Source organism: Modestobacter sp. VKM Ac-2977 (assembly GCF_026968045.1).
Taxonomy (GTDB): Bacteria; Actinomycetota; Actinomycetes; order Mycobacteriales; family Geodermatophilaceae; genus Modestobacter.
On the sequence record NZ_JAPVBQ010000001.1, the window covers coordinates 1,020,361 to 1,035,309 of the forward strand.

Below are 14,949 nucleotides of genomic sequence, written 5' to 3' on the forward strand. Positions count from 1 at the left end.
CGGGACCACCCCGGATCTGCCGAGGCAGCGCCGGAGAGCCTGGTCGCGACGGGAGGAGCGGGGACGTGGTCGCCACGCTGCACGACGTGGCCCGGCTTGCGGGGGTCTCCTTCAAGACGGTGTCGAACGTGGTGAACGACTACCCGCACGTCCGCCCCAGCACCCGGCAACGCGTGCAGGAGGCCATCGCCGAGCTGGGGTACCAGCCGAACCTGTCGGCGCGCAGCCTCCGGTCCGGCCGCAGTGACGCGATCAGCCTCGCCGTCCCCGAGCTGCGGCTGCCGTACTTCGCCGAGCTGGCCGACGAGGTGATCCGGGCGGCCGAGCGCCGGGGACTGGTCGTGCTCATCGAGCAGACCAACCGGGACCGCCAGCGGGAGCTCGACCTGCTGGGCAGCGCCCGGCTGCGGATGGTCGACGGGCTGCTGTTCAGCCCCCTGGGGCTCAGCGCCGAGGACGCCTCGCTGGTCGAGATCGACACCCCGCTGGTGTTGCTCGGTGAACGCATCTTCCACCCCTCGGTCGACCACGTGACCATGCAGAACGTGGCGGCCGCGCGGGCCGCCACGGAGCACCTCCTCGCCCGCGGTCGCCGGCGCATCGCGGTCGTCGGGTCCCACCCCGGTGAGGTGATCGGCTCGGCCGGGCTGCGCCTGCAGGGGTACCGGGCGGCGCTGGACGCGGCGGGCATCCCGTTCGACGAGCGGCTGCTGGGCCCGGCAGAGCTGTGGCACCGACGGGAGGGGGCCGAGGCGGCGCAGGCGCTGATCGCCTCCGGAGTGGACTTCGACGCCGTGTTCGCCTTCAACGACACCCTCGCCCTCGGTGCCATGCACGCCCTGATCGCGGCCGGCCGGCGGGTTCCCGACGACGTCGCGGTGATCGGCTTCGACAACACCGACGACGGCATGTTCTCCCAGCCGACGCTCACCACCGTCGACCCGGGGCGCCGGGAGATCGCGGAGCGGGCCGTCGAGGCGGTCGTGCAGCGGATCGCCGACCGGGGCATCGCCCCTCAGCACGTGGAAGTGGGCTACTCGATCGTCCAGCGCGAGTCCACCTGAGACGTCGATCGCCGGGCGTCGGGCCCGGGCGACGTCCCTGTGGTGGAGCCGTCGAGCCGCCCCCAGGGGCGGTCTCCCGGCGCCCCCGTCACCACGAGGACACGTTCCGCAGAGCTCTCTTGACAGCTGTCGTGGGATGGGCCACATTGCTCTTCACAACGTTGTAGAACGTGCTCCAGGGCACAGTCGACGACGTGTGCGGCGCTCCGGCGCCTGCCCCCGGTCACCACCCCGCGACCGGGTGCACCTGCGCGCGGCGCTGGGCGACATCCTCGCCCACTGCAGCTCGTCGCACCTCGCTCCACCGGGAGTCGAACGTGCAGCCGGCTCCAGCCACCGACGACGGCGTCCGTGGCCGTCACTCCGAGAGGGACCTCCCGTGAACAAGAAGCTCATGACCGCACTGTTCGGTGCGGGAACCGTCATGACCAGCGTCACCGCCTGTGGCGGAGGTGGGGACGGCGAGGCCGCCGCCAGCGGCGGCGGGTCCTGCAGCGTGCCGATCGTCAACGAGGAGGCGCCGGTCGTCTCCGTGTGGGCGTGGTACCCGAACATGAAGACGGTGGTGGAGAACTTCAACGACACCCACACCGACGTGCAGGTCTGCCTCACCAACGCCGGCCAGGGGGCCGACGAGTACGCCAAGTTCCAGACCGCCGTCTCGGCCGGCCGCGGCGCCCCGGACGTGATCATGCTCGAGACCGACACCGTCCCGGTCTTCGCCCTGCAGGAGGCCCTGCTCGACCTCAGCGAGTACGGCGCCAGCGAGGTCGAGGGCAACTTCGGCGAGGGTGCCTGGCGCGACGTCTCCAGCGGCGACGCGGTGTACGGCATCCCGATCGACGGTGGCCCGATGGCGATGATGTACCGCCAGGACATCTTCGACCAGTACGGCATCACCCCGCCCACCACCTGGGACGAGTACCGGGCCGCGGCGGAGAAGCTGAAGGCCGCCGGTGGGCCGCTGATGGGCGACCTCCCGGCGAACGTCCCGGCCCCCACCGTGGCCCTGATGCAGCAGAACGGCGCGGAGCCGTGGACCTACGACTCGGCGAACCCGACCGAGCTGGAGATCGACCTCAACAGCCCGGAGAGCAAGGAGGTGCTGGACTACTGGGCCGGCCTGGTCGAGGACGGGCTCATCGGCACCCAGGACCAGTTCACCACCGAGTACATCTCCGGTGCGATCAACGGCGACTACGCCACCTACATCTCCGCCGCCTGGGCGCCCGGCTACCTGACCGGCGCCGGCGCGGGTGAGGGCGCGGACGCGGGCACCTGGCGCGTCGCCCCGTTGCCGCAGTGGGACCCGGCCAACCCCGTCTCGGTCAACTGGGGTGGTTCGGTCCTCGCGGTGACCAGCCAGGCGGAGGACCCGGAGCTGGCCGCGCAGGTGGCGATGGAGCTGTACGCCGACGAGCCGTCGCTGACGGACGGGTGGACGTCGCAGACGATCTTCCCGCTGAACCAGTCGGTGCTGAACTCGCAGGAGTTCATCGACCACGAGTCGGAGTTCTTCGACGGCCAGACCGCCAACAAGGACGTCTACATCCCGGCGGCCAACGCCTACGAGGGGTCGACCTACAGCCCCTTCGGCACCACGTTCTACGCCCAGTTCACCGAGGAGATCGCCGCGATCAACGCCGGTGAGAAGACCGGCTCGGAGGCGCTGGACGACCTGCAGGCGGAGATGGAGGCCTACGCCGAGCAGCAGGGCTTCACGCTCAACTGAGCCGGCCGGCCCAGCCGGACGACTCGGTCCGGCCGCGGGGGGGGGGCCCCCCCCCCCCCCCCGCGACCGGACACCCCAACCTCCCCAGAACGAGAGCGAGACGGTGATGGCAACGCTGGACACGGCACCGCGGCCGGTGTCCCCCGCGGCAGGGGCCACGTCGGCCACCGGACGGCGGGGCACCCGCCGACGCAAGCGGCGCGGCAACGGGCTGGTCGGCTGGCTGTTCCTGGCCCCGTTCGCGGTGGTCTTCCTGCTGTTCCTGGTGGGCCCGCTGCTGTACGCCTTCTACCTCAGCCTCTTCACCAACGGGCTGGCCACGGGCGAGGAGTTCGCCGGACTGGCCAACTACAGCCGGGCCTTCACCGACCCGGCGTTCCTGTCCGGTGTCTGGTTCGTCGTGCGCTTCGCCGTCGTGGTCATCCCGGCCCAGATGCTGGTCGCCCTGATCGCTGCGCTGGTGCTCGACTCGTTGACCAGCCGCTTCGCCAAGTTCTCCCGGCTCATGATCTTCGTCCCCTACGCGATCCCCGCCGTCATCGGTGCGGTGCTGTGGGGCTTCCTGTACAGCCCGAACTTCGGGCCGCTGGAGCAGCTGTTCGGGGAGAGCGCACCGTTCCTGCTGAGCCCGGACAACCTGTTCTACGGGCTGACGAACGTGGTGACCTGGCAGTGGGCCGGCTACTACATGATCATCATCTACGCGGCGCTGCAGGGGATCGACCCGGCCATCTACGAGGCGGCCCGGATGGACGGCGCGAAGGCCTGGCAGATCGCCACCCGGATCAAGATCCCGATGATCAGCTCGGCGCTGGTGCTCATCCTGGTCTTCGCCGTCATCGGCACCCTGCAGTTCTTCACCGAGCCCCAGGTGCTGCTGCCGATCTCCAACGGGTCGATCACCACCGACATCACCCCGAACGTCTACGCCTTCAACCTGGCGTTCCGGTTCGCCCAGTTCAACTACGCCTCGGCCATCTCCTTCGCCCTGGGCATCGTGGTGTTCATCGGCGTCTACCTCTTCCTCTTCCTGACCCGCAAGCGTGGGGGGTTCCTCAAGTGAGCGTCCTGTCCAGCCCCGTCCGCGCCGACGATGCGGTCCACGGCCTCCGGGAGGGCCGCCGTGCCCGACGCCCGCGTCGGCGTCGTACCGGCTCGCACCTGTTCCTCGCCTTCCTCGTCCTCTACTTCGTGCTGCCGCTGTGGTTCCTCGTCGTGGCCAGCACCAAGAGCCCCGGCGGGCTGTTCAACTCGCCGAACGGCGCCCTGTGGTTCGGGGAGGAGTTCGCCCTCTTCGACAACCTCTCGACGCTGTTCACCTACAACGACGGCATCTACCTCAGGTGGCTCGGCAACTCGCTGCTCTACGCCTTCGGTGGCGGCATCGGGGCCACCGTCCTGGCCGTGCTCGCCGGGTACGCGTTCGCCAAGTTCGACTTCCCGGGCCGCCGGATCTCCTTCGCGCTGCTGCTCGGCGCGGTCATGGTCCCGATGACCGCCCTGGTCATCCCCACCTTCGTGATGCTGTCGGAGGTCGAGCTCACCAACACCGCGTGGGCGGTGATCCTGCCGTCGATGCTCAGCCCGTTCGGCGTGTACCTGATGCGGGTCTACACCGCCGACGGCGTGCCCGACGAGCTGCTGGACGCGGCCCGGATGGACGGCGCGGGGGAGTTCCGCACCTTCTTCCAGGTCGCGCTGCCCCTGATGCGCCCGGCGATCGTCACGGTGCTGCTGCTGTCGGTCGTGGGCACCTGGAACAACTACTTCCTGCCCCTCGCCGTCCTGTCGGACTCCGAGCTCTTCCCGATCACCGTGGGGATCAACCTCTGGCAGGGACTCGCCGGCGCCAACAACGGCGGCGGCGTCTCCCTCTACACGCTGATCGTCGTCGGTTCGCTGGTGTCGATCATCCCGCTGATCGCCGCCTTCCTCGGCCTCCAGCGGTACTGGCAGGGCGGCCTGTCCATCGGCAGCCTCAAGTAGTCCCCCCGGTGGCCCGCCACCGGCGTCGGGTCACGGCCGGCGCGGCACGCCCTCGTGCCGTGCGCCCCGTCCCTCCGGCGAGCCTGCTCCAGGCCCGTCACCCCATCGCGCGGCCCGGCCGCCCCCACGTCGAGGAACCCTCATGCCCACTGCACAGCTGACGCTCGACCCCCGCTTCACCATCGGCGCCGTCCACCGGCGGGTCTTCGGCTCCTTCGTCGAGCACCTGGGCCGCTGCGTCTACGACGGCCTCTACGAGCCCGGTCACCCGACGGCCGACGAGGAGGGCTTCCGGACCGACGTGCTGGAGCTGGTCCGCGAGCTCGGGGTCTCGACCATCCGCTACCCCGGCGGCAACTTCGTCTCCGGCTACCGGTGGGAGGACGGCGTCGGGCCACGGGAGTCCCGGCCCAAGCGCCTGGACCTGGCGTGGCACTCGCTGGAGACCAACCAGGTCGGCCTGCACGAGTTCGCCCGCTGGAACGACAAGGCGGGCAGCGAGCTGATGCTGGCCGTCAACCTGGGCACCCGCGGTGTGCTGGAGGCCCTCGACCTCCTCGAGTACAGCAACGTCCGGTCCGGGTCGGCGCTGTCGGACCAGCGGATCGCCGACGGCACCACGGAGCCCTTCGGCGTGAAGATGTGGTGCCTGGGCAACGAGATGGACGGCCCGTGGCAGCTGGGGCACCGCAGCGCGGAGGACTACGGGAAGATCGCCGCCCAGGCCGCCAAGGCCATGCGCCAGCTGGACCCGTCCGTCGAGCTCGTGGTCTGCGGCAGCTCCAACTCCGCCATGCCGACGTTCGGGGCGTGGGAGCGCACCGTGCTGGAGCACACCTACGAGGACGTCGACTTCATCTCCTGCCACGCCTACTACGCCGAGCGCAACGGCGACCTGGCCGGCTTCCTCGCCTCGGCCGTCGACATGGACCACTTCATCGAGTCCGTCGTCGCCACCGCCGACCACGTCAAGGCGGAGCTGCGCAGCGCCAAGACGATCAACATCGCCTTCGACGAGTGGAACGTCTGGTACCAGGAGCGCTTCCACGCCGAGGACCAGATCACCGACATCGAGAAGTGGCCCTACGCACCCCGGCTGCTCGAGGACGCCTACCACGTCGCCGACGCCGTCGTCGTCGGCAGCCTGCTGATCTCGCTGCTCAAGCACGCCGACCGGGTCACCTCCGCCAGCCTGGCGCAGCTGGTGAACGTCATCGCGCCGATCATGACCGAGCCCGGTGGCCCGGCCTGGCGGCAGACGACGTTCTTCCCCTTCGCGCTGACCTCCCGCCTGGCCCGGGGGAGCGCGCTGCGCGTCGAGCTGTCGAGCGAGACGTACCGCACGACCGAGCACGGCGACGTCCCCCTGGTCGACGCGGTCGCCACCCACGACCCGGAGACCGGCGCCACGGCGGTCTTCCTGGTCAACCGGGCGATCGAGGGGCCGACGACGGTGACCATCGACGCCCGCAGCCTCGGCGACGTGCGCGTCCTGGAGACGCACACCCTGAACGACGACGACCCGTATGCGGTCAACACCCTGGCCGAGCCGACCCGGGTCACCCCGGTGGCGAACAAGAGCGCCCACCTGCAGGACGGCGTCCTCACCATCGAGCTGCCCCCGGTGTCCTGGACGGCGGTCTCCCTTGGCTGACCCCCGGCCCGCCTGCTCAGCGGCCCCGCCCGCCGAGCACCCGATCACCTCTCCCTCGTCCGCCCTGCCCGGATCCCCGGCATCCCCGACCACCAGGAGTGCGCCCGATGGCGACCGTCACCTATGAGCGAGCGACCTGTGCCTACGCCGGCTCCGATCGGCTGGCGGTCGACTCGCTCGACCTGACCGTGGCCGACGGGGAGTTCTTGATCCTGGTCGGGCCCTCCGGCTGCGGGAAGTCCACGTCCCTGCGGATGCTGGCCGGCCTGGAGCAGGTCGACGAGGGGCGCATCCTCATCGACGGCAAGGACGTCACCGACGTCGAGCCGAAGGACCGGGACATCGCGATGGTGTTCCAGAACTACGCGCTCTACCCGCACATGACCGTCGCCGAGAACATGGGCTTCGCGCTGAAGATCGCCGGGATGGACAAGGGGGAACGCCGCGCCCGGGTCGAGGAGGCGGCCAGGCTGCTGGACCTGGAGCCCTACCTGGACCGCAAGCCCAAGGCGCTCTCCGGCGGGCAGCGGCAGCGGGTCGCCATGGGGCGGGCCATCGTCCGCAAGCCCAAGGTCTTCCTGATGGACGAGCCGCTGTCCAACCTCGACGCCAAGCTCCGCGTGCAGACCCGCACCCAGATCGCCTCGCTGCAGCGCCGGCTGGGCATCACCACCGTCTACGTCACCCACGACCAGGTCGAGGCGATGACCATGGGCGACCGGGTCGCGGTGCTCAAGGACGGCGAGCTCATGCAGGTCGGTGCTCCCCGCGAGCTCTACGACCGCCCGGCCAACGTCTTCGTCGCCGGCTTCATCGGCTCCCCGGCGATGAACCTCTTCGAGGTGCCGGTGACCGACGGGGGCGTCCGCTTCGGCGACCGGGTCCACCCGGTGGCGCGGGAGGTCCTGGCCGCCAACGCCGGCGACACGATGACCCTGGGTGTCCGCCCGGAGGACTTCGACATCTCCGACTCGGGGGCCGCGGTCGAGGTCGACGTCGTCGAGGAACTGGGCGCCGACGCCTACGTCTACGGCCGGCTCACCCAGGGGGGCACCGAGTCCCTGGTCACCGTCCGGGTCGACGGCCGGCAGCCACCCCGCCGGGGGGAGCGGGTCCACGTCGTGCCGCGGGCCGACCACGTCCACCTCTTCGGCAGCGACGGGGTCCGGCTGGCGGACTGACCGTCGGGTCCCGCCGGACGGGCGGGACCTGCCGGTCCAGCCGTCGGGACGTAAGGTCGGCGGCGGAGACGTCAGGGTGTCTGGTGGCCCCCGCGGCCTCTAAAGCCGACGTGGCCGAGCAACTCGGTCAGGCGGGTTCGATTCCCGTCCGTCTCCGCCAGCCGCTCCGCGGAGCCGGCCCTCGGGCCGGCTCCGCGACGGCCACCTACGCTCGGCCGCGATGACCACGGACGCCACGACCGCCGCCGCGACCACCGACCCGCGCCGGCGGGTGCCCCGGACCGACACGGTGCTCGCCGACCCCGCCGTCGCCGCTGCGGTGCAGCGACTGGGCCGGGAACTGGTGAAGCGCGCCGTCCAGGTCGCGCAACAGCGTGTCCGGGAGGGCGACCTGCCGTCGGAGGACGTCGTCGCCGCCGTGCTGGCCGGGCTGCCCGGCACCGCCAGCAGCCTCTCGCCGGTGCTCAACGCCACCGGCGTGCTCGTGCACACCAACCTGGGCCGGGCACCGCTGTCGAGCGCGGCCGTGGCCGCGGTGGTGGCGGCCAGCGGCACCACCGACGTCGAGCTCGACCTCGGCACCGGCCGCCGCGGCCCGCGGGGAGAGGGAGCGCTGTCGGCGCTGCTGGCCGCCGTGCCCGCCGCCGAGGCCGCGCTGGTGGTGAACAACTGCGCCGCCGCGCTGGCGCTGGTGGCCACCGCGTTCGGCGGGGAGCTGGTCATCGCGCGTGGGGAGCTGGTCGAGATCGGCGACGGCTTCCGCATCCCCGACCTGCTGGTCAGCACCGGTGCGCGGCTGCGCGAGGTCGGGACGACGAACCGGGTCTCGCTCACCGACTACACCGACGCCCTCGGCCCGGACACCGGCGCGGTGCTCAAGGTGCACCCCTCGAACTTCGTCGTCCGCGGGTTCACCCGGTCCGCCGACGTCGCGGAGCTGGCTCCCGCGCTGGCCGGCACCGGGGTGCCGCTGGTCGTCGACGTGGGCAGCGGGCTGCTCCGCCCGCATCCGCTGCTGCCCGACGAGCCGGACCTGGAGACCACGCTGGCCGCCGGCGCGGACCTGGTGCTGTGCAGCGGCGACAAGCTGCTCGGCGGCCCGCAGGCCGGCATCGTGCTCGGCTCCGCAGCGCTGGTCCAGCGGCTGCGGCGGCACCCGCTCTACCGGGCGCTGCGGGTGGACAAGACGACCCTGGCAGCCCTGGAGGCGACGGTGCGCGGCCCGGTGCCGCCGGTCCAGCAGATGCTGGACGCCGACCCGGCCCGGCTGCAGGCCCGGGCCACCGCGGTGGCCGCCGCCCTGCAGGCCCGCGGGATCGAGGCGGTCGCCGTCGCGTCGACCGCGCGGGTCGGCGGTGGGGGAGCCCCGGAGTTCGAGCTGCCCAGCGCCGCCGTCGCGCTCGACCCGCGGTTCGCCGAAGCGCTGCGACACGGTGACCCGCCGGTGGTCGGCCACCTGGACGGCGACCGCACGCTGCTCGACGTGCGCAGCCTGCTCCCCACCGACGACGAGCGGCTCATCACCGCCGTGACGGAGGTGGCCCGCCGGTGGAGCTGACCGCTGCCGCCCGGATGGACGTCCTGGCGACCGCCGGCCACGTCGACCACGGCAAGTCGACGCTGGTGACGGCCCTGACCGGGATGGAGCCGGACCGCTGGGAGGAGGAGCGCCGGCGCGGGCTCACCATCGATCTGGGGTTCGCCTGGACGACGCTGCCCTCCGGTCGCCGGCTGGCGATCGTCGACGTGCCCGGGCACGAGCGGTTCGTGGGCAACATGCTCGCCGGGGTCGGTTCGGTGCCCGCCGCGCTGGTCGTGGTCGCCGCGGACGACGGGTGGTCGGCGCAGACCGCCGAGCACGTCGCCGTCCTCGATGCCCTCGGGGTGCGGCACGGGCTGCTCGCCGTCACCAAGTCCGACCTCGCCGACCCCGCGCCGGTGCTCGCCGACGCCGCCGAGCGGCTGGCCGGGACGTCGCTGGGCCGGGTGCCGGCCGTGGCGGTCAGCGCGCGGTCCGGTACCGGGCTGCCGGAGCTGGCCGCTGCGCTGGAGCAGGTGCTGGCGGGTCTGCCCGCCCCCGAGGCGGTCGCGCCGGTGCGGCTGTGGATCGACCGGGCGTTCACCATCCGGGGCGCCGGGACCGTCGTGACCGGCACCCTGGCCGCCGGCACGATCACCACCGGCGACCGGCTGGACCTGGGCGGGCGACCGGTGACCGTGCGTGGGCTGCAGTCGCTCGGGGCGCCGGTCGAGGCGGCCTCGGCCACCGCCCGGGTGGCGCTCAACCTGCGCGGGGTGGCGGTCGAGGAGCTCTCCCGCGGCGACGCGCTGCTCACCCCCGACGCGTTCCGGCGCACCGCGGACCTCGACGTGACGCTGGTGCGACCGGTCGAGGAGAAGCTGCCCGCGGAGCTGGTCGTGCACATCGGGTCGGCGACGGTCGCGGCGCGCGTACGTCCGCTGGACGGGTCGGCCCTGCGCCTGCGACTGGCCACCGAGCTGCCGCTGCGGGTGGGGGACCGGCTGCTGCTGCGCGACCCCGGCGCCCGACGGGTGCACGGTGCCGACGTGCGCGACGTGGACCCACCGGAGCTGCGCCGCCGCGGGGCTGCCCGGACCCGCGCGGCCGAGCTCGCCGAGCAGCCGATGGGTGAGGCCGGGGCGCGGGCGGACCTGGTGCGGCGGCGGTTCGTGCGCCGGGCGGACTTCGTGGCGATGGGCTGGCCGGTGCCCGCGGACGCCACGGCCGTCGGCCCCTGGCTCCTCGCTCCGGGGCTGGCCGACGAGCTGGCCGCCCGGGTGCCGCAGGTGGTGGCCCGCTATCGGCAGCTGCGCCCGCTGGAGCCCGGCCCGCCGACCGCGGTGCTGCGGTCGGCGCTGGAGCTGCCCGATGTCGAGCTGGTGCCTTCGCTGGTGCGGGAGCCCCTGGCGCTGCGGGACGGCCGGGTCGTCTCCGGTGCCGCGGCGCTGCCGCCGGCGGTGCAACAGGCGGTGGACGGCATCCGCGCCCGCCTGGTGCAGGAGCCGTTCGCCGCCCCGGAGGCCGGTGACCTGGTGGCCGCCGGACTGGGGCCGCGCGAGCTGGCCGCAGCGGTGCGGGACGAGCAGCTGGTGCGGATCACCGAGGGCATCTACCTGGCACCGGGGGTCGCCGAGCAGGCCCGGGTCAGGCTCGCGGCGCTGCCGCAGCCGTTCACGCTCAGCGAGGCGCGCAAGGCGTGGGGGACGACCCGCCGGGTCGCCGTCCCACTGGCCGAGTGGCTCGACGCCCGCGGGGTCACCGTCCGCCAGCCGGACAACACCCGCCGGCTGCGCTGACCCGCCGTCTCACCCGACGGGCGCCGCCGGCTCCGTCAGCCGGACCGCGTGCGTGTGGGACCACCCGGTGGCCGGCGCCAGCCGCGGCAGGGTCAGTCGCCGGCCGGGACCCAGCGGGCGGGGCGCTTCTCCCGGAAGGCGGCGATGCCCTCCTGGCCCTCCTCGCCGGCGAAGAACCGCGCCGACAGCTCCAGCAGCGCCGGGATCTGCCCGGCCAGGTCGGTGCCCGACCGCAGCAGCCGCTTCGTCTCGGCCAGCGCGGTCGGCGCCCCGGCGGCCAGCGCGGTGACCTGCGCAGCGACGGTGGCGTCGACCTCGTCGTCCGGCACGGCCAGGTCGACCAGCCCGCCGGCGGCGGCCGTCGCGGCGTCGAAGACCTCGCCGGTGAGCATCAGCCGGTGGACGACGTTCGGCAGCATCCGCGGCCGGCACACCGCGGAGATCACCGCCGGGACGACGCCGATCCGCACCTCGGTGAACGCGAAGGTGGCAGCAGCGCCGGCCACCACGACGTCGCAGGCCGCGGCCAGTCCCACCCCACCCGCGCGAGCCGGGCCGCGGACGGCGGCGAGCACCGGCTTCGGCGCGTTCCAGATCAGCTCCAGCAGCTCGGGGAACTCGTTGACGCCCTGGTCGGCGGCGGCGCCTCCGGTGGCCTCGGCGAGGTCCATGCCGGAGCAGAACACCCGGCCGGTGTGGTCGAGCACCACCACCCGTACGGCGTCGTCGGCGAAGGCCTCGGTGAGGGCGGTGCGGAGCTGGGCGCGCATGGCGCGGGAGAGGGCGTTCCGGTTGGCGGGGGAGTCGAGGGTCAGCCGGGCCACGCCGGCGGACACGTCGACGGAGAGCACGCGGTCGTCATTGGTCGCGGAGGTCACGCCGCCATCTTGCCGGGGGCGGTCACACTGGGAGCAGCGATGACCACGACCCTCCCTCTCCTCGGCCAGACCCCGGCGCTGCCCGCGGACCCCTCGATGCTCCCGGCGTCGGCCCGGGACGGCCTGCCGACGACGCCGTTCGGCCTCTACGTGCACGTGCCGTTCTGCGCCACGCGCTGCGGCTACTGCGACTTCAACACCTACACCTCCGACGAGCTGGGCCCGGGCGCCAACCGCAGCGAGTACGCCGGCACCGCCATCGCCGAGCTGCGGTTCGCCGCCGAGGTGCTGGGGCCCGACCGCCCGCCGGTGCAGACGGTCTTCGTCGGTGGCGGCACCCCGACGCTGCTGCCGGCGCAGGACCTGGTGGCCGTCATGGACGCCGTCCGTGAGCTCTTCCCGGTGGCCTCCGACGTGGAGGTGACCACCGAGGCCAACCCCGAGTCGGTGACGCCGGAGTCGCTGGCCACCCTGCGGGCCGGTGGCTTCACCCGGATCAGCCTGGGCATGCAGTCCGCCGCCGAGCACGTGCTCGCCGTGCTGGACCGCCGGCACACCCCCGGCCGGGCGGTGCAGGCCGCGCACGAGGCCCGGGCCGCCGGCTTCGAGCACGTGAACCTGGACCTGATCTACGGCGCACCGGGGGAGACCGACGCCGACTGGCAGGCCTCGCTCGACGCCGTCCTGGCCGCGCCGGTCGACCACGTCAGCGCCTATGCGCTGATCGTCGAGCAGGGCACCCGGCTGGCCCGGCGGGTGGCCCGGGGCGAGCTGCCGATGCCGGACGACGACGTGCTGGCCGACCGCTACGAGATGGCCGACCGCACGTTCGGAACGGCCGGGCTGGGCTGGTACGAGGTGTCGAACTGGGCCCGCGACCGGGCGGCCCGCTGCCGGCACAACGAGCTGTACTGGGCCAACGCGAACTGGTGGGGGATCGGGCCCGGCGCGCACTCGCACGTCGGCGGGCTGCGCTGGTGGAACGTCAAGCACCCGGCCGCCTACGCCGACCGGCTGGCCGCCGGTCTGCACCCGGCCGCCGACAGCGAGCTGCTGACGCCTGCGGACCAGGCGCTGGAGACGGTGATGCTCGGGCTCCGGCTGCGTGACGGGCTGCCGCTGACCGCACTGAGCGCGGCGGGGCGGGCGCGGGCCGCGGACTCCGTCGCCCGGGGGCTGCTGGCAGCCGCGCCGCACGAGGCAGGGCTCGCCGTCCTCACCGACCGCGGCAGGCTGCTCGCCGACGCCGTCGTCCGCGACCTCACCGACTAGGGACGCCAGCGGCCTCAGCCGTGCAGGGCGGCGAGGACCTGGTCGCCGAACTTCTCCAGCTTCGTCGCGCCGACGCCGCCGATCGTGCCCAGGGCGGCCAGAGTCGCCGGCTCCTCGGTGGCGATCTGCCGCAGGGTCGCGTCGTGGAAGACGACGTAGGCGGGCACTCCCTGCTCCTTGGCGGTGGCGGCCCGCCAGGCCCGCAGCCGCTCGAACGCCGGGGCGGCCGACGCGGGCAGCTCAGGAGCCGTGGACCGGCTGCCGCGGGCGCGGGCGGTGGCAGCCCGGGTCGGGCGTTCGGGCTCACGGCGCATCAGCACCTCGCGTTCCCGGCGCAGCACCGGCCCGCTGGCCTCGTTGAGCGCCAACGTCCCGTACTCGCCCTGCACCGCGAGCAGCCCCTGTGCCAGCAGCTGACGGACGACGCCGCGCCACTGGCCCTCGGACAGGTCGGTGCCGATGCCGAAGACGGTCAGCTCGTCGTGGCTGTGCTGGGTGACCTTGTCGGTGCGCTTGCCGAGCAGGATGTCGATCGACTGGCCGGCGCCGAAGGACTGCCCGCGCTCGCGCTGCAGCCGCAGCACCGTGGACAGCAGCATCTGCGCCGGGATGGTGGCGTCCCAGGACTCCGGGGGGCTGAGGCAGGTGTCGCAGTTGCCGCAGGGCGCGCTCTCCTGGCCGAAGTGGGCCAGCAGCCGCACCCGCCGGCACTCGACCGTCTCGCAGAGCGCCAGCATCGCGTCGAGCTGGGCGGACAGCACCCGGCGGTGCGCGGCGTCGCCCTCCGAGGACTCGATCATCTTGCGTTGCTGGACGACGTCGGCCAGCCCGTAGGCCAGCCAGGCCGTCGAGGGCAGTCCGTCCCGGCCGGCGCGGCCGGTCTCCTGGTAGTAGCCCTCGACCGACTTGGGCAGGTCCAGGTGGGCGACGAAGCGGACGTCGGGCTTGTCGATGCCCATGCCGAAGGCGATGGTCGCGACCATCACCAGCCCGTCCTCGCGCAGGAACCGGGACTGGTGCGTCGCGCGGGTCCGCTGGTCCAGCCCCGCGTGGTAGGGCAGCGCGGCTATGCCCTGGCCCACCAGGAACTCGGCGGTCTTCTCCACCGAGGCGCGGGACAGGCAGTAGACGATGCCGGCGTCCCCGGGGTGCTCGGTGCGCAGCAGGTCCAGCAGCTGCTTGCGCGGCTCGTTCTTCGGCGCGATCCGGTACTGGATGTTCGGCCGGTCGAACCCGGCGACCACGTGCAGCGCGTCGTCGAGCTGGAGCCGGGTGCTGATCTCGGCGTGGGTGGCGGGGGTGGCCGTCGCCGTCAGGGCGATCCGGGGCACGTCGGGCCAGCGCTCGTGCAGCATCGACAGGGCCAGGTAGTCGGGCCGGAAGTCGTGCCCCCACTGCGCCACGCAGTGCGCCTCGTCGATGGCGAACAAGGCGATCCGGCCGCGTTCGAGCAGGCGGGCGGTCGGTGAGGCGCCACCGCCCAGGGACTCCGGGGCCACGTAGAGCAGGTCGAGCTCCTCGGCGAGGAACGCCTCCTCGACGTCCCGGCGCTCGGCCCGGTCCTGGCTGGAGTTGAGGAACCCGGCGCGCACGCCCAGGGCCCGCAGCGTGTCGACCTGGTCCTGCATCAGCGCGATCAGCGGGGAGACGACGACGCCGACGCCCTCCCGCAGCAGCGCCGGCACCTGGTAGCACAGCGACTTCCCGCCACCGGTCGGCATCAGCACCAGCGCATCGCCGCCGGCGACGACGTGGTCGACGACCTCGCGCTGCGGTCCGCGGAAGGCGTCGTAGCCGAACACCCGGCCGAGCACGTCGAGGGCAGGGTCTTCGAGCACGTCCACCCGACGAGCGTAGGCGGCGT

The 14,949-nt window shown here is 73.2% G+C and carries 11 protein-coding genes and 1 tRNA gene; 10 read left to right on the top strand and 2 right to left on the bottom strand.

The genetic code is table 11. From position 1 onward, the window contains the following. Positions 1-65: 65 nt before the first annotated feature. The 9 genes from O2V63_RS04990 (at position 66) to selB (ending at position 10,935) form a co-directional block, all read left to right on the top strand. Positions 66-1,064: a LacI family DNA-binding transcriptional regulator gene (locus tag O2V63_RS04990; protein WP_269166450.1), complete on the top strand. Its 999-nt coding sequence runs from the start codon at positions 66-68 to the stop codon at positions 1,062-1,064. 379 nt (positions 1,065-1,443) lie between these two features. After that, on the top strand, positions 1,444-2,796 hold the full coding sequence (locus O2V63_RS04995; protein ID WP_269166451.1) for an extracellular solute-binding protein: 1,353 nt from the start codon (positions 1,444-1,446) through the stop codon (positions 2,794-2,796). Positions 2,797-2,902: 106 nt separating this feature from the next. Further along, positions 2,903-3,859: a carbohydrate ABC transporter permease gene (locus O2V63_RS05000; RefSeq protein WP_269166452.1), complete on the top strand. Its 957-nt coding sequence runs from the start codon at positions 2,903-2,905 to the stop codon at positions 3,857-3,859. Next, positions 3,856-4,782 (top strand): carbohydrate ABC transporter permease, encoded by a 927-nt coding sequence (locus tag O2V63_RS05005; RefSeq protein WP_269166453.1) that lies wholly within the window; start codon positions 3,856-3,858, stop codon positions 4,780-4,782. The genes O2V63_RS05000 and O2V63_RS05005 overlap by 4 nt, the downstream gene beginning before the upstream one ends. 142 nt (positions 4,783-4,924) lie before the next feature. Beyond that, positions 4,925-6,436, top strand: coding sequence for an arabinosylfuranosidase ArfA (arfA, locus tag O2V63_RS05010; protein WP_269166454.1), 1,512 nt, complete (start codon positions 4,925-4,927; stop codon positions 6,434-6,436). A gap of 107 nt (positions 6,437-6,543) precedes the next feature. Continuing rightward, positions 6,544-7,617: an ABC transporter ATP-binding protein gene (locus O2V63_RS05015; protein ID WP_269166455.1), complete on the top strand. Its 1,074-nt coding sequence runs from the start codon at positions 6,544-6,546 to the stop codon at positions 7,615-7,617. Positions 7,618-7,681: 64 nt separating this feature from the next. Next, positions 7,682-7,777 (top strand) — tRNA-OTHER (locus O2V63_RS05020). A gap of 60 nt (positions 7,778-7,837) precedes the next feature. Further along, complete coding sequence (selA, locus tag O2V63_RS05025) at positions 7,838-9,175, top strand: L-seryl-tRNA(Sec) selenium transferase (protein WP_269166456.1); 1,338 nt, start codon at positions 7,838-7,840, stop codon at positions 9,173-9,175. Further along, positions 9,166-10,935 carry a selenocysteine-specific translation elongation factor gene (gene selB / locus O2V63_RS05030; RefSeq protein WP_269166457.1) on the top strand — a complete coding sequence of 590 codons (1,770 nt, stop codon included), beginning with the start codon at positions 9,166-9,168 and terminating at the stop codon, positions 10,933-10,935. The genes selA and selB overlap by 10 nt, the downstream gene beginning before the upstream one ends. Before the next feature lie 92 nt (positions 10,936-11,027). Here the strand turns inward: selB and O2V63_RS05035 are convergent, their stop codons facing one another. After that, complete coding sequence (locus O2V63_RS05035; RefSeq protein WP_269166458.1) at positions 11,028-11,813, bottom strand: enoyl-CoA hydratase-related protein; 786 nt, start codon at positions 11,811-11,813, stop codon at positions 11,028-11,030. Between the two features lie 39 nt (positions 11,814-11,852). Here O2V63_RS05035 and hemW point away from each other — a divergent pair, with 39 nt between their 5' ends. Then, positions 11,853-13,085 (top strand): radical SAM family heme chaperone HemW, encoded by a 1,233-nt coding sequence (gene hemW / locus O2V63_RS05040; protein WP_269166459.1) that lies wholly within the window; start codon positions 11,853-11,855, stop codon positions 13,083-13,085. Between the two features lie 14 nt (positions 13,086-13,099). On the opposite strand, the gene recQ is transcribed toward hemW, so the two are convergent. After that, a complete protein-coding gene (recQ, locus tag O2V63_RS05045; RefSeq protein ID WP_269166460.1) occupies positions 13,100-14,929 on the bottom strand; it encodes a DNA helicase RecQ in 1,830 nt (609 codons plus the stop codon). Positions 14,930-14,949: the final 20 nt, after the last annotated feature.

Excerpts from the sequence above, each read along its gene's own strand:
- O2V63_RS05000 (WP_269166452.1), top strand. The coding sequence starts at position 2,903 with ATGGCAACGCTGGACACGGCACCGCGGCCGGTGTCCCCCGCGGCAGGG.
- O2V63_RS05015 (WP_269166455.1), top strand. The coding sequence starts at position 6,544 with ATGGCGACCGTCACCTATGAGCGAGCGACCTGTGCCTACGCCGGCTCC.
- arfA (WP_269166454.1), top strand. The coding sequence starts at position 4,925 with ATGCCCACTGCACAGCTGACGCTCGACCCCCGCTTCACCATCGGCGCC.
- selA (WP_269166456.1), top strand. The coding sequence starts at position 7,838 with ATGACCACGGACGCCACGACCGCCGCCGCGACCACCGACCCGCGCCGG.
- hemW (WP_269166459.1), top strand. The coding sequence starts at position 11,853 with ATGACCACGACCCTCCCTCTCCTCGGCCAGACCCCGGCGCTGCCCGCG.